The 19872-nt window shown below is 70.6% G+C and carries 19 protein-coding genes; 9 read left to right on the forward strand and 10 right to left on the reverse strand.

Annotation, left to right across the window (positions count from 1 at the left end):
* Positions 1-6: 6 nt before the first annotated feature.
* The 6 genes from R0232_RS01505 to R0232_RS01530 form a co-directional block, all read right to left on the reverse strand.
* On the reverse strand, positions 7-990 hold the full coding sequence (locus tag R0232_RS01505; RefSeq protein ID WP_208513299.1) for a Bug family tripartite tricarboxylate transporter substrate binding protein: 984 nt from the start codon (positions 988-990) through the stop codon (positions 7-9).
* Positions 991-1067: 77 nt separating this feature from the next.
* Entirely contained in the window at positions 1068-1820 is a 753-nt protein-coding gene (locus R0232_RS01510; protein ID WP_431511035.1) for a fumarylacetoacetate hydrolase family protein, read from the reverse strand.
* The gene (locus tag R0232_RS01515; RefSeq protein WP_431511036.1) at positions 1817-2473 is read right to left on the reverse strand and encodes a fumarylacetoacetate hydrolase family protein; all 657 of its coding nucleotides are present in this window, start codon (positions 2471-2473) and stop codon (positions 1817-1819) included. Before R0232_RS01515 ends, R0232_RS01510 begins: the two co-directional genes overlap by 4 nt.
* Complete coding sequence (hpaR, locus tag R0232_RS01520; RefSeq protein WP_208513296.1) at positions 2470-2901, reverse strand: homoprotocatechuate degradation operon regulator HpaR; 432 nt, start codon at positions 2899-2901, stop codon at positions 2470-2472. Before hpaR ends, R0232_RS01515 begins: the two co-directional genes overlap by 4 nt.
* Before the next feature lie 89 nt (positions 2902-2990).
* The gene (locus tag R0232_RS01525) at positions 2991-3977 is read right to left on the reverse strand and encodes a Bug family tripartite tricarboxylate transporter substrate binding protein (protein ID WP_431511037.1); all 987 of its coding nucleotides are present in this window, start codon (positions 3975-3977) and stop codon (positions 2991-2993) included.
* On the reverse strand, positions 3974-5674 hold the full coding sequence (locus R0232_RS01530; protein ID WP_431511038.1) for an FAD-dependent oxidoreductase: 1701 nt from the start codon (positions 5672-5674) through the stop codon (positions 3974-3976). Before R0232_RS01530 ends, R0232_RS01525 begins: the two co-directional genes overlap by 4 nt.
* A gap of 74 nt (positions 5675-5748) precedes the next feature.
* Here R0232_RS01530 and R0232_RS01535 point away from each other — a divergent pair, with 74 nt between their 5' ends.
* Positions 5749-6675 carry a LysR family transcriptional regulator gene (locus R0232_RS01535; protein ID WP_172705404.1) on the forward strand — a complete coding sequence of 309 codons (927 nt, stop codon included), beginning with the start codon at positions 5749-5751 and terminating at the stop codon, positions 6673-6675.
* Between the two features lie 4 nt (positions 6676-6679).
* Here the strand turns inward: R0232_RS01535 and R0232_RS01540 are convergent, their stop codons facing one another.
* Entirely contained in the window at positions 6680-7597 is a 918-nt protein-coding gene (locus R0232_RS01540) for a LysR family transcriptional regulator (RefSeq protein ID WP_431511039.1), read from the reverse strand.
* Between the two features lie 112 nt (positions 7598-7709).
* Between R0232_RS01540 and R0232_RS01545 the strand changes: the two genes are divergently transcribed.
* The 5 genes from R0232_RS01545 to R0232_RS01565 all read left to right on the forward strand — a co-directional run bounded on the left by R0232_RS01545 (position 7710) and on the right by R0232_RS01565 (position 12820).
* Complete coding sequence (locus R0232_RS01545) at positions 7710-8483, forward strand: class II aldolase/adducin family protein (RefSeq protein WP_208513291.1); 774 nt, start codon at positions 7710-7712, stop codon at positions 8481-8483.
* A 37-nt stretch (positions 8484-8520) separates the two neighbouring features.
* Entirely contained in the window at positions 8521-9522 is a 1002-nt protein-coding gene (locus R0232_RS01550; protein WP_431511040.1) for a Bug family tripartite tricarboxylate transporter substrate binding protein, read from the forward strand.
* Positions 9519-10472 carry a D-2-hydroxyacid dehydrogenase gene (locus R0232_RS01555; protein WP_431511041.1) on the forward strand — a complete coding sequence of 318 codons (954 nt, stop codon included), beginning with the start codon at positions 9519-9521 and terminating at the stop codon, positions 10470-10472. The genes R0232_RS01550 and R0232_RS01555 overlap by 4 nt, the downstream gene beginning before the upstream one ends.
* A 52-nt stretch (positions 10473-10524) precedes the next feature.
* On the forward strand, positions 10525-11916 hold the full coding sequence (gene radA / locus R0232_RS01560) for a DNA repair protein RadA (RefSeq protein ID WP_208513288.1): 1392 nt from the start codon (positions 10525-10527) through the stop codon (positions 11914-11916).
* Positions 11917-12379: 463 nt separating this feature from the next.
* Positions 12380-12820, forward strand: a complete 441-nt coding sequence (locus R0232_RS01565) for a glycerate kinase (RefSeq protein ID WP_208513287.1) — start codon at positions 12380-12382, stop codon at positions 12818-12820.
* On the opposite strand, the gene R0232_RS01570 is transcribed toward R0232_RS01565, so the two are convergent.
* Positions 12817-13764, reverse strand: a complete 948-nt coding sequence (locus R0232_RS01570; RefSeq protein WP_296774586.1) for a LysR family transcriptional regulator — start codon at positions 13762-13764, stop codon at positions 12817-12819. The two genes, R0232_RS01565 and R0232_RS01570, sit on opposite strands and share 4 nt — an antisense overlap.
* Before the next feature lie 16 nt (positions 13765-13780).
* Positions 13781-14839, reverse strand: coding sequence for an asparaginase (locus R0232_RS01575; protein ID WP_431511042.1), 1059 nt, complete (start codon positions 14837-14839; stop codon positions 13781-13783).
* Positions 14840-15129: 290 nt separating this feature from the next.
* On the opposite strand from R0232_RS01575, the gene R0232_RS01580 reads away from it, so the two are divergent.
* Positions 15130-16443 carry an MFS transporter gene (locus R0232_RS01580; protein ID WP_431511043.1) on the forward strand — a complete coding sequence of 438 codons (1314 nt, stop codon included), beginning with the start codon at positions 15130-15132 and terminating at the stop codon, positions 16441-16443.
* 44 nt (positions 16444-16487) lie between these two features.
* Positions 16488-17699, forward strand: a complete 1212-nt coding sequence (locus R0232_RS01585; protein WP_431511044.1) for a M20 aminoacylase family protein — start codon at positions 16488-16490, stop codon at positions 17697-17699.
* A gap of 16 nt (positions 17700-17715) precedes the next feature.
* Here the strand turns inward: R0232_RS01585 and R0232_RS01590 are convergent, their stop codons facing one another.
* Entirely contained in the window at positions 17716-18702 is a 987-nt protein-coding gene (locus R0232_RS01590; protein ID WP_296774595.1) for a recombination-associated protein RdgC, read from the reverse strand.
* Positions 18703-18916: 214 nt separating this feature from the next.
* Here R0232_RS01590 and R0232_RS01595 point away from each other — a divergent pair, with 214 nt between their 5' ends.
* Complete coding sequence (locus R0232_RS01595) at positions 18917-19870, forward strand: branched-chain amino acid transaminase (protein ID WP_093344017.1); 954 nt, start codon at positions 18917-18919, stop codon at positions 19868-19870.
* Positions 19871-19872: the final 2 nt, after the last annotated feature.

Below are 19872 nucleotides of genomic sequence, written 5' to 3' on the forward strand. Positions count from 1 at the left end.
TCCGGTTCAGTCCAGTTTGATGTCGCGCGCCTTGATCAAGGCATGCCATTTCTTGCGCTCCGCATCGGTGTAGCGCGTCATTTCGGTGGCGTCGGCGGGGCGGGCCTCCCAGCCGGCGTCGTAGAGCTTCTGGCGCACGCCGGCATCGGCCATGGCCTTCTGCAGCTCGGTGCCGAGCCGTGCCTGCACCTCCTTCGGCGTGGCCGCGGGCGTGACCAGGCCCTGCCAGGTGTAGGCCTCGACGTTGGCGAAGCCCAGTTCCCTGGCGGTGGGAATGTTCGGCAGCTGCGGCACGCGCTCGGCCGACATGGCGAGCAGCGGCACCACCTTGCCGGCCTTGACCGCGCTCACGCCGCTGGGCAGGTCGAGCATCATCAGCGCGACCTGGCCGCCCATCAGGTCCTGCAGCGCGGGCGCGCCACCCTTGTAGGGCACGTGCAGCATCGACACGCCGGCTTCGCGCTGGAACAGTTCGTAGGCGAGATGGTGCGGACTGCCGGTGCCCGGCGTCGCGATGCTGTACTTGCCGGGCGAGGCCTTGAGCGCGGCCAGCAGCGCCTTGGCGTCGGCGATGCCCGCGTTGGGCGCGGCCGTGATGATCAGCGGCGAGCGGCCCATCATGCCGACCAGCGCGAAGTCCTTCTCGGCGTCGTAGGGCAGCTTCTTGTAGAGCGCGGGGTTGTAGACCAGCACGCCGTTGTCGGCCGAGAACACGGTGTAGCCGTCGCCGGCCGAGCGCGCCACGTTCTCCGACGCGATGATCGCGCCGGCGCCGGGCCGGTTGTCGACCAGCACCGGCTGGCCCAGCTGCTGCGACACCTGCGCGCCCACGGTGCGCGCGAGGAAGTCGGTGCCGCCGCCGGCCGGATAGCCGACCACCCAGCGCACCGGCTTGGCGGGGTAGGCGGTCTGCGCGACGGCGAGGGCCGAGACGGCCAGCGCCATCGTTGCGGCCGCCACGGATTGGAGGAGCTTCTTGCCGGTGATCATGTCGTGTCGTCTCCGCTGATCTCTTGTGTGTACGAAGGGAAAAGGAAAGCGCGCCGTGCGGACGCGCGGGAAGGAAATCAGGCCGCCGCGATGGTGTTGACCAGCGCGCCGATGCCCTCGATCTCGGTCACGACCTCGTCGCCGGGCTGGCAGTCGACCACGCCGTCGGGCGTGCCCGTGAGGATCAGGTCGCCCGGCGACAGCGTCATGAAGCGGCTGAAGTACTCGATCAGGAAGGGCGCGTCGAAGATCATGTCGCGCGTGTTGCCTTGCTGCGTGACCTGGCCGTTGACCGTGGTGCGCAGCGCGAGCGCCATCGGGTCGGCCACGTCCTTCGCATCGACCAGCCAGGGGCCGATCGGCGTGCAGGTGTCGCGGTTCTTCACGCGCAGGTTGGGGCGGTACCAGTTCTCGAGGTAGTCGCGGATCGCGTAGTCGTTGGCCACGGTGTAGCCGCCGATGAAGTCGTAGGCATCGTCGCGCTTCACATGGCGCGCGGTCCTGCCGATCACGATCGCGAGCTCGCACTCGTAGTGCATGAACTGCACGCCGGCCGGGCGGAAGGTCTTCTGGCGGTGGCCGATCAGCGCGCTCTGGCCCTTGACGAAGACCAGCGGCTCCTCGGGCGCCTTGAACTCGAGTTCCTTCGCATGGTCGGCGTAGTTGAGTCCGAGCGCGAGGATGGTGCGCGGGCGCGGCGTGGGCGCGAGCGGTGGCAGCCAGTCGACGGCGTCGAAGCCGACCACGCGGCCATCGGCCAGCCGCAGCGCGCCGTCGTGTTCGACGGCCTCGTGCACGGCGTTCTCGTAGCGGATGCGTGCGTGCTTCATGCGGCGGCTCCCGTCTCTTCTGCCACCAGGGTGTTGCTCAGGGTCTCGAAGCCCGGCGCCGAGATCTCGATGCGATCGCCCACGCGCGCCAGCGGCCGGCCCGCGCCGCAGCCGAGCATCAGCACGTCGCCGTGCGCCAGCGTCATGAATTCGCCGACCTCGGCCAGCAGCTGGCGCGCGGGGCGCACCAGCGTGGAGAAGTCCAGCGTCTGCTGAAGCTCGCCGTTGATGCGCACCTCGACGCGGAACGCCGCGGGATCGTCCACCTCCTGCGCGTCGCGCAGCGCGGGGCCGATGCCGAGGAAGCCGTCGAGGCATTTGAACTTGACCGGCGGGCGGAAGAAGCTCGCATGCGGCACCGACAGGTCGTTCATCGGCACGAAGCCTTCGATGTCGCCGTCGGCGCCGACCACCATGCCGATGCTCGCGCCCACCTCGACCTCGGGCACGTTCGCCGGCACGGGGATCGCGGCGCCATGCGGGCTCCAGGTGTTGGCGGTCTTGACGTAGAGCACCGGGGCCTTGGGCGGTTCCTTGTAGGGCGGCGCGCTCATCTGCGGCGCGAGCGCCTCCACCTCGGCGCGGAAGTTGAGCAGCGTGCCGTAGACGGTGCCGGCGGGAAGGAAATGGGAAGGTGAAGAAGGGGGGCTCATGGCTGTTCCAGTGCGATCAGTTCGTCGAGCAGCTCGTAGAGCTGGCCGAGCTTGTCCTTGCCCAGGGATTGCTCCATCCACTGGTAGTGCGCCTCGATGCTCGAGGACAGCTTGGTGACCAGCTTCATGCCGCGCGGCGTGGCCTCGACCACGGTGCGGCGCTGGTCGGCCGGGTCGCGGCTGCGCGTGATCAGGTCGTCGCGCTCCATGCGTGCGAGCACGCCCGTGAGGCTGGGCCCGAGGATGAAGGCCTCGCGCGCCACGCGGCCGGTTTCGACCGCGCCGTGTTCGCCGAGCACGCGCAGCACGCGCCACTGCTGGTCCGACAGCGCATGCACGCGCAGGCTGGGCCGGGTGTGGGCCATGACGGCTTCGCGCGCCTGCAGCAGCAGGCGCGGAAGGTTGCGGTGGGTGAAGGTGGTGCTCATGTCGCTCGATTTATTTAACATGTTAAATGATCGGCAAAAAAACACGGCTACGGGATAACCCTGGCCCGCGCGGGCCAGGGTGGTTTGCCTCAATCGATGGTCGCGCCCGAGGCGCGGATCACTTGCCCCCAGCGTTCCGATTCGCTGCGGATGTAGGCCGCGAGTTGCGCGGGCGTGCTCGAGCCGGGCTCGAAGCCGTCGTTCTCTAGCTTCTGGCGCAGCGCGGGCTGGGCGATCACCTTCGCGATCTCCTGGCTCAGCCGCTCGACCACCGGCGCCGGCGTGCCCGCGGGCGCGACGATGCTCTGCCAGGCCACGGCCTCGAAATCGGCGGTGCCCGGCAGCCGCGACTCGGCCACCGTCGGCACGTCGGGGAAGGTGGGCTGGCGCTTCTTCGAGGTCACGGCCAGCGCGCGCAGCTTGCCGCTGCGCACGTGCTGCAGCGCCGGCGCGATGTCGGTGAACATCAGCTGCAGCTGGCCGCCGAGCAGGTCGGTCAGCGCGAGCGCGCTGCCCTTGTAGGGCACGTGCGTCATCGCGGTGCCGGTGGCGAACTTGAACATCTCGGCGCCCAGGTGCTGCGGGCTGCCGTTGCCGGCCGAGCCGTAGCTCAGGCCCTCGGGTTTGGACTTGGCGAGCGCCACCAGTTCGGCCAGCGTGCGCGCGGGCACCGAGGGATGCACCACCACCATCAGCGGCACCGCGCCGATCAGGCCCACGGGCGCGAAGTCCTTGGCCGGGTCGTACGAGAGCTTCTTGTAGAGCCAGGGATTGATCGCGAGCGTGGTGCTGGTGGCCACCAGCAAGGTCGAGCCATCGGGTGCCGAGCGCGCCACCTGCGAGGCGCCGATGGCGGTGCCCGCGCCGGGCTTGTTGTCGACGATCACGGTGCGGCCGAGCGCCGTGCCGAGCTGCTGTGCGATCAGCCGGCCGAGCATGTCGGTGGTGCCGCCGGGCGCGTAGGGCACGACGATGGTGATGGGCCTGTCGTTCTGTGCCAGCGCGGCGAGCGGGCCGGCGGCGCAGGCGGCGGCGGACAGGGCGCCGAGCTGGCGCAGGGCGTGGCGGCGGTTCATGCGGATGTCTCTCTTTCTTTCCTGGATTCGGAAGCGGCCGCGGGCGTGGCGCCGCGCAGCAGGTTGACCAGCGCCTCGGGATCGGCCGGCACGGCATCGCCGCGCCAGGCCACGTGCTGGTCGGGGCGCGAGATCACGAGCGCGCGGTCGTAGAGCGCGGCGGCCTCGGGGCCGTCGATGTCGAGCACGCGCAGCGGCAGCCCGCGCGCGGCGGCCGCGGCCGCGAGCGGCGCCACATCGAGCGCCGGGTCGCGGCGCAGCAGCACGTAGCCCTCGCCGAGCGCGGCCATCGCGTCGTAGAGTGAGCGGCCGTCGGCCAGCCACAGGTGCGGCACGCGGCAGCCGGGCACGGTCGAGGGCTTGAAGTCGTACATGGTGTAGGCCGGCGCGGCCTCGCCGTCGTAGGCGATCAGCGGCGAGGCGTCGTAGAAGTAGCCGAAGTTCAGCCCGCCGCAGCAGTACTGCTGCACGTTGAGGTCGTACAGCGCCTGGCCGCGCGCGGCGCGCAGCGCGTCGCCCTCGGGGCCCGGTGCCTCGATGCCCTCGGGCACGCCCTCGCGCTGCTTCTGCAGGGCCAGCGCATGGTTCATCGCGAACTTCGAGACCTGCTCGGTGATCGGCTGGCGCTCGGCCTCGTGCGCGCCGAGCGCGGCCTCGGCAAGCCAGCCGCGCAGGTGGCCCGCGAGCAGCCACGACAGGTTCATCGCGTCGGCGATGCCGGCGTTCATGCCGTAGCCCGCCATCGGGATCCACAGGTGGGCCGCGTCGCCGCAGATGAAGACGCGGCGGTCGCGGAAGCGCTCGGCCACCAGGCGGCGGCCGATCCAGTCCTCCTTCGAGATCACCTCGTACTCGAAGTCGGAACCCACGCCGAGGATCTGGCGGATCGCCCAGTCGCGGTCGATCGATTCGAAGTCGGTCTCGTCGGCCAGCAGGTAGTTGTGCAGCAGCCAGGTCTCGCGCCCGTCGATCGCATAGACGTTGCCGCAGCGCCGCGGATTGAGCGCGAAGGTGGCCCAGGCCGGCTTGTTCTTCAGCAGGCCCAGCAGCGCGGGCGCGCGGAAGTAGGTCGACTGCACGCGGCCCACCACGTCGGTGCCGCGCAGGTTGGCGCCGATCTTCTTGCGCACCGTCGAGCGTCCGCCGTCGCAGCCGATCAGGTAGCGGCAGCGGATGCGCACCGCGCTGCCGTCGTCGAGGTCGACGCCGGTCGCCCACACGCCCTCGTCGTCCTGCTCGAAGTCGTCGATGCGCGTGCGGTTGCGGATGCGCAGGCCCGGCGTGGCCTCGGCATGCGCGAACAGCACCGGCTCGAGGAAGATCTGGTTGATGCGGTGCGGCGGCTCGGCCGTGGGCCACCAGGTGTCCGGGCCGCCGGTGGCGGTGTAGCGCTCGCGCCGCGCGGGGATCGGGATGCGCGAGAGCTCGGGTCCCGTCACCGTGGTGCGGTAGGCCACGTCGTTCGGATAGTCGGCCGGCAGGCCCGCGTCGCGCAGTGCCTGCGCCACGCCGAGCCGGCGGAAGATCTCCATCGAGCGGGCCGACACGTGGTTGCACTTCACGTTCGGCGGCTCGCCGCGGTGGCGGATCTCGGTGACCAGCACGTCGATGCCGCGTTGCGCCAGGTCGATGGCCAGCGTGAGGCCGACCGGCCCGCCGCCGACGATCAGCACCTGCGCCTGCAGTGGTTCTGTCATGGGTTCGTTTGTCTCTCGTTGTGGACGGCGGCCATTACAGTGCCGAAGTGCCATCCGACAGAAGTGAAACTTTCATGGCCATTCATAAAAAGCCTTTATCAATGCGCGGCGTGCCCTCGGTGCGCCAGCTGCGCGCCTTCGCGGCCGTCTATCACAGCGGCCAGCTGTCGAGCGCCGCCGCGGCGCTGTCGCTCACCCAGCCGGCGGTCAGCGTGCTGCTGCGCGAGCTCGAGGACCGGCTCGGCGTGCGGCTGTTCGACCGCACCACGCGCAGCCTGCACCGCACCGCCGCGGCCGACGAGGCCATCGGCCATGCCGAGCGTGTGCTGGCCGAGCTCGACGCGCTGGGCAGCGGCATGGCCGAGCTCGCGGCCGGGCGGCGCGGCCGCCTGCGCATCGCCGTCACCTCGACCATCGCGCAGACGCTGATGCCGCGCGCGCTGCGCCGCTACACGCAGCAGCATCCGGATGTGAAGGTCGCGATCGACGACTGCGCACCGAGCCAGTTCGTCGAGACCGTGCTCAGCGGCCAGGTCGACTTCGGCGTCGGCACCTTGCAGGCGCGCACGCCGGGCCTGGACGAGCGCGTGTTCGTGCACGACCACCTCGCCGTGATCGCCGACCGCGACCTGCCGCTGCCCGGCGGCGCCGCGGGCATCACCTGGCGCCAGCTCGCGGCGCTGCGGCTCATCACGGTCAAGCCCGGCTACGGCGTGCGCAACAGCATCGATGCCGCGGCCGCCGAGGCCGGCGTGCGGCTCGAGATCGCCTACGAGGTGACGCTGTTGACCACAGCGCTCGCGATGGCCGCGGGCGGGCTCGGGCCGGCGCTGCTGCCGGCCTCGATCCTCGCGCATGCCGATCCCTCGCGACTGGTCGCGCGCCGGCTGATCCGGCCGACCGTGGCGCGCAACATCGCGGTGGTCACGCGGCAGGGCCGCTCGCTGTCGCCGGCCGCAGCGGCCTTCGCCGACCTGCTGGCGAGCGAATTCGCGATCTGAAGGCTCAGGCGCGCGGGTGCGCCAGGTAGGCCTGCATGGTCTCGATGAAGGTCTTGGCCGCCACCGAGAGCGTGCGGTCGCGCTTGGCGACCACCGAGATGTTGCGCGTCACCACCGGCGCGTGGATCTTGCGCGCCACCAGCTCCTTGAAGCCGCACTGCGCCACCAGCTCGGCCGGTACGATCGACGCGCCCAGGCCCGAGGCGCTCATCGCGAGCGCGGTGGTCAAGAGCGACACCTCCTGCTGGATGTCGAGCGCCACGTTGGCCGCGCGCGCGGTGCGGTCGATGGCATTGCGGATGCCGTAGCCGGCCTTCACCGTGATCAGCGCATGGCCCGCGAGGTCGCTCCAGCGCACCTGGCGGCGCCGCGCCAGCGGATGGCTGGGCAGGCACACCAGCGCGAGGTGGTCGTGGATCAGCGTGCGCTGGCTCAGCGCCGCCACCTCCTGGTCGGGCGAGCCGATGCCGAAGTCCACCTGCTCCGAGAGGATGCGCGGCACGAACTGCTCGGTCTCGCAGTCGACCAGCTGCACGCGCACGCCCGGATGCAGGTCGTTGAAATGCCGGATCACCGGCGGCACCAGCGTCAGCGCGATGGTCGGCGTGACCGCGATACCGATGCGCCCGCTGGGCGCGGCCTGGCCGCGGAAGCCGGTCTCGAGCGAACGCACGTCGCGCAGGATGCGCTCGGCCACCGGCAGCATCTCGTGCGCGGCCTCGGTCGGGCTCAGCGAGCGCGTGGTGCGGTCGAACAGGCTGGTGCCGGTGGCGGCCTCGAGCTGGCGGATCAGCACGCTGACGGCCGAGTGCGTGAGGTAGAGCCGATCGGCCGCCGCGCTGAGCTTGCGCCAGCGGTAGACCTCCACGAAGGCGCGCAGCTGGCGCAGGCTGGTGCCGGGGATCGAGCCATCGTGATTCATGAATTTATTTCGACGCTTGCAAAATAAGTTTCGATTCTCTCGCGCTGCGTCCTCCGCTCCAATCGCGCCCATGCCCTGCATCCGGAGGGCGCCAACGACAACAGGAGACTCGATGAACGGCTCGGGCTTTTCATTCGCGCACACGCGCGCCGCCGTGTCCGACGCGGAGTGGCAGCAGCGCGTCGATCTGGCGGCGGCCTTCAGGCTGGCCGGCTACTACCGCATGACGGACCAGATCTACACCCACCTCACGGCCAAGGTGCCGGGCACGCAGTCGCATTTCCTCATCAACCCCTACGGCGTGCTGTTCGACGAGGTCACGGCCTCCTGCCTGGTCAAGGTCGACATCGACGGCGAGGTGGTGTTCGACCCGACCGGCATCGGCATCAACCCCGCGGGCTTCCTGATCCACAGCTGCATCCACCGCGCGCGGCCCGACCTGCATGCGGTGCTGCACACCCACACCGCGGCCGGCATCGCGGTGGCGGCGCAGCGGCGCGGTCTGCTGAACCTGTCGCAGCACGCCATGCGCTTCCATCGCCGCATCGGCTATCACGACTACGAAGGCGTGGCGCTCGACTTCAGCGAGCAGGACCGGCTGGTGCGCGACCTCGGCCCGCACAACGTGATGATCCTGCGCAACCACGGCCTGCTGGCCGCGGGCGACACCATCCGCGAGGCCTTCGAGCGCCTCTACTACCTCGAGCGTGCCTGCGAGGCGCAGGTGCGTGCGCAGTCGGGCGGCGCCGAGCTCATCGAATGCAGCGACGAGATCGCCGAGAAGGTGGCGCAGGCGCTCGACCGGCCCGGCCGCTCGGCGCGCGACAACGACTGGCCGGCGCTGCGCCGGCTGCTGGACCGCATCGATCCGTCGTACGCGACCTGAAGCCGGCAGCCCCAACGAGAACGACAGGAGACACACGATGACGAAGAAGAAGACCGATGGATGGCCGCGCCGCGCGGCCGCGCTGCTGGGCATGGCCGCCGTGGCCTTGCAACTGGCCGCGGGGCCCATGACTGCGAGCGCGCAGTCCGCCTGGCCGAGCAAGCCGATCCGCTGGGTGGTGCCCTACACGCCCGGCGGCGGCACCGACCAGAGCTCGCGCATTATTGCCGAGAAGCTCTCGGTGGCGCTGGGCCAGCCGATCGTGATCGACAACCGGCCCGGCGGCAACACGGTGATCGGCGCGGCCGCGGCTGCTTCCGCGGCGCCCGACGGCTACACCGTGTTCTTCGCGGCGCTGTCGACCATGGCCGTGATACCGAACCTCTACGACAAGCTGCCCTATGCGAGCGATGCGCTCACGCCGGTGACGCAGCTGGTGCACTTCCCGCTGTTCCTGATGGTCGAGGCCGGCGGGCCGCTCGACACCATGCCCAAGTTCCTCGCGGCGGCGCGCAGCCAGCCGCTGCTGTTCGCGATCGGCGGCAGCGGCAGCGGCGGCCACCTGGGCTCGGAGCTGATGAAGCGCCAGCTCAAGGCCGACATGACGGCGGTGCCGTTCAAGGCCATGGTGCAGGCCGCGCCCGAGGTCGCCACCGGCCGCGTCTCGTTCATGTTCGCCGACCTGCCGGCCGCGCTGCCGCACGTGCAGGGCGGCCGCGCGAAGATCATCGCGACCGCGGGCAAGACGCGCTCGGCGCTCTATCCCGAGGCGCCGACCCTGGCCGAGGCGGGCGTGGGCGAGATCGACTTCGACACCTGGGCCGGCCTGGCCGTGCCCAAGGGCACGCCGCAGCCCATCGTCGACCGGCTGGCGCTGGAACTCAACAAGGTCATCGCCGATCCGGCCGTGCGCGCGAAGCTGGCGCTCATCGGCGTCGAGCCCGCGCCGTCCTCGCCGGCCCGCTTCACCGAGTTCATCGCTTCGGAGAATGCCAAGTGGCGCGCCGTGATCCAGGCCGCCGGCATCAAGCTCGAATGACGGCGCCGCCGCTGCGCTCGCTGCTGGTCTTCAACGGCGAGGCCGGGTTCTATGCGCAGGCCCTGCGCGCGCGCTGCCCGTCGCTGGAGGTGCGGGCGACCACCGAGCGGGCCGAGGCGCTGCGCCTGCTGGCCGAGGTCGAGGCGCTGGTGGTCTCGGGCCCGTGGGTCGACGATGCGATGCTCGCGGCCGGGCCCGCGCTGCGCTGGGTCCATGCGCTGACCTCGGGCACCGACACCATCACCGGCTCGCCCGCGCTGCGGCCCGGCACGCTCGTGACCTCGTCGCGCGGCGTGCATGGCCCGCAGATGTCCGAGCTGGCGCTGCTGCTGATGATGGCGCTGGCGCGCGACCTGCCGCGCATGCTGCGCGACCAGCGCGAAGGCGCCTGGCACCGCTGGCCGCAGCCGCTGCTGTGGCGCCGGCACGCGGTGCTGGTCGGCACCGGCCACGTCGCGCGCGAGCTGGCGCGGCGCTGCCAGGCGATGGGCATGCGGGTCAGCGGCATCTCGGCCACGCCCGCGCCTATCGACGGCTTCGACGACGTGCAGGCGCGCGAGCGGCTGCCGCAGGTGGTGGCGCAGGCCGATTTCGTGGTGGTGCTGACCGCGCACGATGCGCGCACCCATCACCTGATCGATGCGCCGGTGCTCGCGGCCATGCCGGCGCATGCCTTCCTCGTCAACCTCTCGCGCGGCGGCGTGGTCGACGAGCACGCGCTGCTCGCGGCGCTCGAGGGTGGCGTGATCGCCGGCGCCGGGCTCGACGTCTACGAGACCGAGCCGCTCGCGGCCGGCCATCCGCTGCGCCGGCTGCCGAACGTGATTGCCACGCCGCACATCGGCGGCCTGAGCGACGTCTATGCGCGGCAGGTGCTGCCGATGCTGCTCGACAACGCGGCGGCCCTGGCGGTGGGCGACGTCGGCGCGCTGGTCAACCGCGTGTGCTGAGCGAGCGTCCCCGCGCCGCGGTGGCGCGGGGCCACGCCCTAAACTCCCGGCCATGGCCAAGGACAAATCCATCTACGTCTGCAGCGAATGCGGCGGCACCAGCGCCAAGTGGCTCGGCAAGTGCCCGAGCTGCGGCGCCTGGAACACACTGATCGAACAGGCGGCCGGCGGCGCGAACGCCCCGGCCAACAACCGCTTCGGCACGCAGTTCGCGTCGCTCGCCGGGGCTTCCGAACTCGCGGTGCTCTCGGAGATCGAGGCCAGCGACGTCGCGCGCACGCCCACCGGCCTCGACGAGCTCGACCGCGTGCTCGGCGGCGGCGTGGTGGCCGGCGGCGTCACGCTGATCGGCGGCGACCCGGGCATCGGCAAGTCGACCCTGCTGCTGCAGGCGGTCGATGCGCTGCAGCGCGCGGGGCAGAACGCGCTCTACGTCACGGGCGAGGAGAGCGGCGCGCAGGTGGCGCTGCGCTCCAAGCGGCTGGGCCTGGACCACTCGCAGGTGCAGGTGCTGGCCGAGATCCAGCTCGAGAAGATCATTGCCACGCTCGACGCCACGCGCCCGGCCATCGCGGTGATCGACTCGATCCAGACCGTCTACTCCGACCAGCTCACCTCGGCGCCGGGCTCGGTGGCGCAGGTGCGCGAATGCGCGGCGCACCTCACGCGCTTCGCCAAGACCAGCGGCACGGCCGTGGTGCTGGTGGGCCACGTCACGAAGGAGGGCGCGCTCGCGGGGCCGCGCGTGCTCGAGCACATGGTCGACACGGTGCTGTACTTCGAGGGCGACACGCACTCGAGCTTCCGGCTGGTGCGCGCGATCAAGAACCGCTTCGGCGCGGTCAACGAGATCGGCGTGTTCGCGATGACCGAGCGCGGCTTGAAGGGCGTGGCCAACCCGAGCGCGATCTTCCTGAGCCAGCACACCGAGCCGGTGCCCGGCAGCGTGGTGCTGGTCACGCTCGAGGGCACGCGGCCGATGCTGGTCGAGATCCAGGCGCTGGTCGACGACGGCGGGCCGAGCCCGCGCCGGCTGTCGGTGGGCCTGGACCGCGACCGGCTCGCGATGCTGCTGGCGGTGCTGCACCGCCATGCGGGCGTGGCCTGCATGGACCAGGACGTGTTCGTCAACGCGGTCGGCGGCGTGCGCATCAGCGAACCGGCGGCCGACCTCGCGGTGATGCTGGCCATCACCTCGAGCCTGCGCGGCAAGCCGCTGCCCAAGGGCTTCATCGCCTTCGGCGAAGTGGGCCTGGCGGGCGAGGTGCGGCCCGCGCCGCGCGGCCAGGAGCGGCTGCGCGAGGCCGCCAAGCTGGGCTACAGCATCGCGGTGGTGCCCAGGGCCAATGCGCCGCGCAAGGGCACGAAGGAGATCGAGGGCCTGACGATCCACGCGGTGGACCGGATCGAGGAGGCGATGGACGTGGTGCGCGAGCTCGAGTGAGCGAGCGCCCAAAAAAAACGGGCCGCAACGGCCCGTGAAAAAACGCCTGGCGCATCGGTGGCGGCGCGCCCGGCGAGCTCCCAACCTCCTACCCCCTGATTCGTGCGTCGCTGCGTGGCGTGAACGCCGGGCCGCCGTCGCGCCGGCATTGGCCGCCGGGCGACGGGGCCGGGTTCATCGCGTTCCGGCCGCCGACGGCGGCCTCTCCCTGACAACGTGGGCCGCCGCGGCCGCCTTGTTCGTGCCGGGGTTCGCCGGTGCCGCGCAGGGCGGCGAGGCTGAGCCGGACGAAGGTGACGGAGCGTGGAATGTTCATCTGCGGTGTCTGCGGGGCCCGGGCCGATGCCCGTGCGGCGAAATGTGCCCGCGACGGCCCGCGGCGCGGGCGGCTTTGTGGCCCGGTAGCGCGAGATGCGCCCGGCGGTAGCCGGGTCCGCTACCCCGGCGCGCCGGCGCGGCGACAATGCGGGCCATGAATTTCCAGAAGTTTCTCGTGCCCGTGGGGGCGCTCGTCGTGCTCGGTCTGGCCTGGCGCAGCTATGGCTGGGGCGGCGTGGCCCTGGCGGCCGGCGCGATCGTGATGTTCCTGCTGATGCACTTCAACCGCGCGATGCAGGTGCTCAAGCGCGCGGCCGACCGGCCCGTGGGCACGGTGGCCAGCTCGGTGATGCTCAACGCCAAGCTCAAGCCGGGCGTGACGCTGATGCACGTGGTCGCGATGACGCGCGCGCTCGGCGAACTGCGCTCGCCGCAGGACCAGCAGCCCGAGCACTACCGCTGGACCGATGCCGGCGGCTCGTACGTCGACACGGTGTTCAACGGCGGCAAGCTGCAGGGCTGGACGCTGACGCGGCCCGAGGTCCAGGACGACGAGCCCGAGGCGCCGGCCTCTCCTTCGGCCTAATCGACGCTCTTGCGCGCGCCGCGCGGCGCGCGCCACGGCGGGTTGATGCGCGCATGGTGGCGCGCCTCCTTCGCGAACTCGGTGCACACGTGCGTCATCAGGTCGGCCGAGCGGTAGACCAGGTAGACCTCGAAGTCGGGCAGCTCGTCGGTGATCGGCAGCCGCTCGAGCGCGTCGCCGCTCAGCCGCAACGGCCCGGCGCCGTGGAACACCGCGTCCGACCACATGCTGACCAGGTCGGTCTGCGTGGCGAGCTGCAGGCCCAGCAGGTTGGAGGCGCTCTGCACCATGCGCCGCGGCATCTCGAGCCCGTGCAGGCGCATGGTGCTGACCAGCGGGCTGAACGGATCGTCGACCGGGTCGAGCACCAGCCAGTCGGCATCGAGCAGCGGCCGCAGCTTGCGCACGCGGCGCAGCGGATGGCCGGCGCGCACCGACAGGTGCATCGCCACCGAGAACAGCGGCTCCCACTGGAACACGTTCGAGCCGGGCCCGCTGCAGGTCGAGATCAGGCCGAGGTCGAGCCGGCCCTCGCGCAGGCCCTCGAGCATCTGCTGCGGCCGCATCTCGAAGGCGCGCAGCGCCACGTTGGGAAAGCGCTGGCGGAACGCGGCCATGGCCTCGGGCAGCGGGCCGTTCGAGGCCACCGCGGTGAAGCCGATGTCGAGCCGCGCCTCGTCGTGGCCGCGGATCGCCTCGATGTCCTCGAGCGCATGGCGCAGCTCCTGCTCGACCACGCTGGCGCGCTTGACCAGCGCCGCGCCGTAGGGTGTGAGGCTCACGCCGCGCGTGGAGCGCGACATCAGCGTGACGCCGAGCTCGCGCTCGAGCTCGGCGATCGCCTTCGACAGCGCCGGCTGGGTGGTGTGCAGGCTGCGCGCCGCCTCGTGGATGCTGCCGTGCTGCGCCACCGCGAGCAGCACGCGCAACTGCTGCAGCTTCATCGCGCGCGCCCGGGCCTCAACGGTCGAAGGCCGCCTGCAGGCCGGCCTTGTCGCTCACGCCCTGGTGCAGCTTGAGCATCAGCAGCAGGCGCGCCTTCTGCGGGCTCAGGTCGCCGGCCATCACGGCGCCGGCATCGAAGGTGGTCTTGCCGCCGCCGACGAAGCCGTACAGCGGCATGGTGCGGCCGTTCGGCACGCGGGTGGCGATCACCACCGGCACGCCGCGCCCGAGCGCGTACTTCACGGCCTCGTACATCGAGACGTTCATGTTGCCCATGCCCACTGCCTGCACCACGATGCCCCTGGCGCCCTGGTCCACCGCGTAGCGCAGCAGCGAGCCGTCGGCACCGCCGAACATCGCGAGGATCTCCACGCGCGGCATCTCGGCGCTGCCGATGTCGATGTGCTGGCGGCGCAGCGCGGTGCGCGAGAACACCACCTTGTCGTCCCAGACCTCGCCGATGAAGCCGAAGTCGCCCGACTTGAAGGTCTCGACGTTGCCGGTGTGGGTCTTGGTCACGGTGCGCGCGGCATTGATCTGGTTGTTCATCGCGAGCATCACGCCCTGGCCCACGGCCTCGGGCGTGGTGGCGATGCGGATCGCGTTGAGCAGGTTGCGCGGGCCGTCGAAGTCGCTCGAGGACGCATTGCGCTGCGCGCCGATCAGGATCACGGGCTTGTTCGACTTGACCGTGAGGTCGAGCCAGTAGGCCGTCTCCTCCATGGTGTCGGTGCCGTGCGCGATCACAACGCCCGCCACCTCGGGGCGCGCGAGCGCGTCGTCCACCGCCTTGGTCAGGCGCGTCCACCACTTGGGCTCGACGTAGTTGGCCGACATGGCCGAGAAGTTGTTGACCTCGATGGTGGCGTACTTGCCGGCATCGGGCACGGTCTGCATCAGGTCGTCGCCCGAGATCGCGGGCACCACGCCCTTGGTGACGGGGTCGACCTTCATCGCGATGGTGCCGCCGGTGGCGATGAACTGCACGACGGGCCGGCTGCCCTGGGCCGAGGCGGCCATCATGCAGCAGGGCGCGAGGGCCAGCAGGCAGAGGCAGTGGCGGATGAGCTTCATGGTGTTGTCCTTTTTCTCGAGGGCTGGGAAGCGGCAGGGCGCCGACGCGCCATTGTGAAGGCGCCATGCCCGCGAATGGCGCGCGATGCGCCATCTCGGTAGTTCCACCGATGGCTTCGCGGCCCTGCTTCTGCGGGGGATGCCTTTTGGTTATCGGCATGAAAATTTGTGATTCCTCGCCACCGCGCTTTGCCTGAATACTCCGCCGCCACGGGTTCGGGGTGCCATGCGCCGCATGAAGTTCGCGCTTCGCGAATCCGTCGTCCGCAACAACGCCCCGTGGAGATCGAATGAGCGAAGCCGCCGCCCTGCCTGCCAGCCCCGTGCTGGCTTCTTCCCCACCCGCCACCGCCACCAAGGGCGGCCAGAGCCAGTTCCGGCTGATCGCCGCCTGCTCGATCGGCAACGCGCTCGAGATGTACGACTTCACCGTCTACAGCTTCTTCGCGCTGCTGATCGGCAAGCTGTTCTTTCCCTCCGAGAGCGCCTTCGGTTCGCTGCTGCTCGCGGTCGCGACCTTCGGCATCGGCTTCGTGATGCGGCCGCTGGGCGGCGTGATCATCGGCAACTACGCCGACCGCAAGGGCCGCAAGGCCGCGATGACGCTGACCATCGCGTTGATGGTGGCCGGCACGCTGTGCATCGCGCTCGCGCCCACCTATGCCTCGGCCGGCGTGTTCGGTTCGCTGATGATCGTCGCGGGCCGGCTGCTGCAGGGCTTCTCGCTCGGCGGCGAGGTCGGCGCCGCGACCTCGATGCTGATGGAGGCCGGCGGCGTCAAGGGCCGCGGCTTCCGCGTCAGCTGGCAGCTCGCGAGCCAGGGCCTGTCGGCGCTGGCCGGCGCGCTCACCGGCGCGCTGCTGTATGCGCTGCTGCCGCAGGCCTCGCTCGAGAGCTGGGGCTGGCGCCTGCCCTTCCTGCTGGGCCTGCTGATCGCGCCGGTGGGCCTGTACATCCGCTCGCACCTCGAGGAAACGCACCAGGCCGAGAGCCATGAAGCCAGCCCGATCGGCCGGCTGCTGCGCGCCCACGGCGGCACCGTGTTCAAGGGCATCCTCGCGACCACCGCGGGCACGGCCACCATGTACCTGGTGGTGTTCTTCATGCCCACCTACATGATCCGCGTGCTCCACATGCCGCCTTCGCTGTCGCTGCTGTCGGGCTGCGTCACCGGCATCACGCTGTTCGTGGTGTCGCTGGTGGCGGGCCGGCTGGCCGACCGGCTCGAGCGCCGCAAGCCGCTGGCGATCGGCTCGCTGCTGTTCAGCCTGGTCGCGGTGGGCCCGGTGTTCTGGCTCATCAGCCACCATCCGAGCGTGCCGCTGGTGCTGTGCCTGTCGGCGCTGCTGACCGCGAGCGTGAACATCGGCACCACGCCGATGTTCCTGATGCTGCTCGAGATGCTGCCGATCGGCGTGCGCGCCAGCGGCATCTCGGTGATCTACAGCGTGGGCGTCACGATCTTCGGCGGCTCCTCGCAGTTCATCGTGACCTGGCTGCTGGCGCAGACCGGCAACCCGCTCTCGCCGGCCTTCTACATGATGGCCTGCGGCGTGCTGAGCATCGGCGCGCTGCTGAGCCTGCGCGAACGGCGCGTCGGTTGAGCGCCGCCTTCCTTCCCACCTTTTCCGCGAAACGACGCCTTCCCATGACCCGCGAACTCAGCCTCCAGACCACCAAGCTCCTGTCCCGCCTGTTGCCGCCGATCGAGATCGACACCGAGGCCTTCGTCGACATCCGGCGCCGGATCCATGCCGAGCCCGAACTCGGCTTCGAGGTGAGCGCGACCAGCGAACTGGTCGCGCGGCTGCTGCGCGAATGGGGCTACGAGGTGCACACGGGCATCGGCAGGACGGGCGTGGTGGGGCAGCTCAAGCTCGGCAGCGGCACGCGGCGCCTGGGCATCCGCGCCGACATGGACGCGCTGCCGATCGTCGAGGCCACGGGCCTGCCCTATGCGAGCCGGCAGCACGGCCGCATGCATGCCTGCGGCCACGACGGCCACACCGCGATCCTGCTCGCGGCGGCGAAGGCGCTCGCCAAGAGCCGCGACTTCGATGGCACGCTGAACCTGATCTTCCAGCCCGACGAGGAGAACCTCTGCGGTGCGCGCGCGATGATCGCGGACGGCCTGTTCGAGCGCTTTCCCTGCGACGCGGTCTATGCGCTGCACAACGCGCCCGGCGTGCCGGCCGGCAGTTTCATCGTGCAGGCCGGGCCGGTCACGCTCTCGTCCGACGTGGCCGACGTGACGATCCAGGGCAAGGGCGGCCATGGCGCGATGCCGCACCGCGCGCAGGACCCGGTGGTGGCGGCCGCCGCCACCGTGACCGCGCTGCAGAGCGTGGTGGCGCGCAACGTCGCGCCCGACGACACCGCGGTGCTGTCGGTCGGCTTCATCCGCGGCGGCGCCACCCACAACGTGATCCCGCAATCGGTCGCGCTCGGGCTCAACGTGCGCGCGGCCCGGCCCGAGACGCGCGCGTTGGTGGAGTCGCGCATCCGCGAGATCGTCGCGCTGACCGCGCAGGCGCATGGCGTGGAGGCCAGCATCGATTACCGGCCACTGGTGCCGCCGGTGGTCAACACCGAGGCCGAGAGCCGATTGATGACCGAGGTGTGCGCCGCGCTGGTGGGCGCGGACAAGGTGGCGGCCACGGTGCCGCGCGGCTTCGCGGGCAGCGAGGACTTCGCCTGGATGCTGGCCGCGCTGCCCGGCTGCTACGTGCTGCTGGGCAACGGCGAAGGCGAGTTCGGCGGCTGCATGGTGCACAACCCCGGCTACGACTTCAACGACGAGGTGCTGCCGCTGGGCGCGGCCTGCTGGGTGCGGCTGGCGCAGACCTACCTGGTGGCCTGACGCCGGCCGCGCCGGCTCAGAACGGCGCGTCTTCCTCTTCGGCGGTGGTCACGGCCGTCGCGCTGGCGGCGGCCTTCGGCGCTTCCTCGGCCGGCGCCGCGGTGAACGCCGCCTCGCCGCCGAGCGCGTCGAGCAGCGCCGGCACCAGCTGGCCCAGCTCGCCGGTGGCGATCGCCACGTCGGCATCGAAGTTGTCTTCCTTCTTGCCGCCGCCGGCGCCTTCGTCGGTGCCCTCGAGGAACACGATCTTGCGGATCTGCAGGCCGTGCGTGAGCTCGAAGGACACGCGGTCGTCCCAGGTCAGCGCGAGGCGGGTCGGGCGCTTGCCGTCGGCGATGTGCTGCTTGACCTCGTCGATGTCGAGCGGGTGCTTGGCATAGCGCACCACGGCCTTCGATTCGTCGGTGGCCTTGAGCTCGCACTCGCGGTCGATGGTGAAGCCCGCGGGCGGCTCCTGCGAGGCCAGCCATTCGGACATGGCGGCGGCCGGCTCGATCTGGGTGTTGAGCTGCATCGTGCCGAAGCCCGTGAAGTTCTGCACCAGGCTGCTGACCACCTCGTCGGCGCGCGCCGCGTTGGAGCTGTTGACCACCAGCCGGCGCTCGGCCTGGTCGACCCAGACCGTGACGCGCGCGGTGCGCGTGAAGGCCATCGGCAGCAGCTCGTGCGTGATGTCCTCCTTGAGGTCCTTCTTTTCCTTCTTGCCGGGCTTGCGGCCGGTGGTGGCCTCGATCTGCGCGCAGCGCTCGTCGAGCTTGCGGCGCACCACCGAGCCCGGCACCGACTTGCTCTCGATCATGTACTCGAGCAACCACTGGCCGTCGATGGATTCCACCAGCGGGCCGTGGGCCTCGCCGCGCGGCTCGACCCAGCCGGCCGACTTCTCCTGCGAGGCGCCGCAGGGCTCGAAGCGCTGCTTGCCCAGGCCTTCCTCGGCCTCGGCCAGCGTTTGCGACCAGCCGGGCTCGATGCGGTAGACGATGACGTTCTTGAATACGGACACGGAGAATCTTTCCCTTCAATCGCTTGTTTGGCGGAACCGGCCATTGTCGCGGCGTCGGGCCGGTTCGCGCCACCGGCGGTGCATGGCCCGGGGCGCCGGTCAGGCAAGAGCGGCACGGCGCCGTAAAATCGGCGGCTTTGGCGGCCTTCAGGCCGCACCCCACAGCCTCCCCCCGCTGAAGGCTTTCTGCAAAAGCTCCCAAAGGAATCAGGAAATGAGCTCGATCCCCCCCTCGCTCGACGACCGTGACGGCAAGATCTGGATGGATGGCGAACTCGTGGACTGGCGCGACGCCAAGATCCACGTGCTGAGCCACACGCTGCACTACGGCTGCGGCGCCTTCGAGGGCGTGCGCGCCTACAAGACGGCCGACGGCGGCACGGCGATCTTCCGCCTGGCCGAGCACACCGAGCGCCTGTTCAACAGCGCCAAGATCCTGCGCATGAAGATCCCGTTCACGCAGGAACAGCTCAACGAGGCCCAGAAGCAGGTCGTGCGCGAGAACAAGCTCGAGAGCTGCTACCTGCGCCCGCTGATCTGGATCGGCTCCGAGAAGCTCGGCGTGAGCCCCAAGGGCAACAAGATCCACGCCATGGTCGCGGCCTGGTCCTGGGGTGCCTACCTCGGCGAGGAAGGCATGCGCCGCGGCATCCGCGTGAAGACCTCGAGCTACACGCGCCACCACGTCAACATCACGATGACGCAGGCCAAGACGGTCAGCAACTACACCAACTCGATCCTCGCCAACATGGAAGCGCTGGACGACGGCTACGACGAGGCGCTGCTGCTCGACGCGAGCGGCTTCGTGTCCGAAGGCGCGGGCGAGAACGTGTTCGTGGTCAAGAACGGCGTGGTCTACACGCCCGACCTGTCGGCCGGCGCGCTCAACGGCATCACGCGCAACACCATCCTGCACGTGTGCAAGGACCTCGGCATCGAGCTGGTGCAAAAGCGCATCACGCGCGACGAGGTCTACATCGCCGACGAAGCCTTCTTCACCGGCACCGCGGCCGAAGTCACGCCGATCCGCGAACTCGACCGCGTCGAGATCGGCAACCGCGGCGATGGCGGCGCGCGCGGCCCGGTGACCGAGAAGATCCAGGCGGCCTTCTTCGACATCGTGAACGGCAAGAATCCCAAGTACGCCCACTGGCTCACGAAGGTCTGAAG

Origin of the sequence: Variovorax sp. DAIF25, assembly GCF_050711835.1 — a bacterium.
Lineage (GTDB): Bacteria > Pseudomonadota > Gammaproteobacteria > Burkholderiales > Burkholderiaceae_C > Variovorax.

What these genes read in the sequence shown, in the direction of transcription:
- R0232_RS01575 (WP_431511042.1), bottom strand. Translation starts at nt 14,839, where the DNA reads ATGAAGCTCATCCGCCACTGCCTCTGCCTGCTGGCCCTCGCGCCCTGC.
- R0232_RS01535 (WP_172705404.1), top strand. Translation starts at nt 5,749, where the DNA reads ATGGCCATTCATAAAAAGCCTTTATCAATGCGCGGCGTGCCCTCGGTG.
- R0232_RS01580 (WP_431511043.1), top strand. Translation starts at nt 15,130, where the DNA reads ATGAGCGAAGCCGCCGCCCTGCCTGCCAGCCCCGTGCTGGCTTCTTCC.
- R0232_RS01555 (WP_431511041.1), top strand. Translation starts at nt 9,519, where the DNA reads ATGACGGCGCCGCCGCTGCGCTCGCTGCTGGTCTTCAACGGCGAGGCC.
- R0232_RS01550 (WP_431511040.1), top strand. Translation starts at nt 8,521, where the DNA reads ATGACGAAGAAGAAGACCGATGGATGGCCGCGCCGCGCGGCCGCGCTG.
- R0232_RS01505 (WP_208513299.1), bottom strand. Translation starts at nt 990, where the DNA reads ATGATCACCGGCAAGAAGCTCCTCCAATCCGTGGCGGCCGCAACGATG.
- R0232_RS01570 (WP_296774586.1), bottom strand. Translation starts at nt 13,764, where the DNA reads ATGAAGCTGCAGCAGTTGCGCGTGCTGCTCGCGGTGGCGCAGCACGGC.
- R0232_RS01595 (WP_093344017.1), top strand. Translation starts at nt 18,917, where the DNA reads ATGAGCTCGATCCCCCCCTCGCTCGACGACCGTGACGGCAAGATCTGG.
- R0232_RS01525 (WP_431511037.1), bottom strand. Translation starts at nt 3,977, where the DNA reads ATGAACCGCCGCCACGCCCTGCGCCAGCTCGGCGCCCTGTCCGCCGCC.
- R0232_RS01585 (WP_431511044.1), top strand. Translation starts at nt 16,488, where the DNA reads ATGACCCGCGAACTCAGCCTCCAGACCACCAAGCTCCTGTCCCGCCTG.
- R0232_RS01565 (WP_208513287.1), top strand. Translation starts at nt 12,380, where the DNA reads ATGCGGGCCATGAATTTCCAGAAGTTTCTCGTGCCCGTGGGGGCGCTC.
- R0232_RS01510 (WP_431511035.1), bottom strand. Translation starts at nt 1,820, where the DNA reads ATGAAGCACGCACGCATCCGCTACGAGAACGCCGTGCACGAGGCCGTC.
- R0232_RS01515 (WP_431511036.1), bottom strand. Translation starts at nt 2,473, where the DNA reads ATGAGCCCCCCTTCTTCACCTTCCCATTTCCTTCCCGCCGGCACCGTC.
- R0232_RS01530 (WP_431511038.1), bottom strand. Translation starts at nt 5,674, where the DNA reads ATGACAGAACCACTGCAGGCGCAGGTGCTGATCGTCGGCGGCGGGCCG.
- R0232_RS01545 (WP_208513291.1), top strand. Translation starts at nt 7,710, where the DNA reads ATGAACGGCTCGGGCTTTTCATTCGCGCACACGCGCGCCGCCGTGTCC.
- R0232_RS01540 (WP_431511039.1), bottom strand. Translation starts at nt 7,597, where the DNA reads ATGAATCACGATGGCTCGATCCCCGGCACCAGCCTGCGCCAGCTGCGC.
- hpaR (WP_208513296.1), bottom strand. Translation starts at nt 2,901, where the DNA reads ATGAGCACCACCTTCACCCACCGCAACCTTCCGCGCCTGCTGCTGCAG.
- radA (WP_208513288.1), top strand. Translation starts at nt 10,525, where the DNA reads ATGGCCAAGGACAAATCCATCTACGTCTGCAGCGAATGCGGCGGCACC.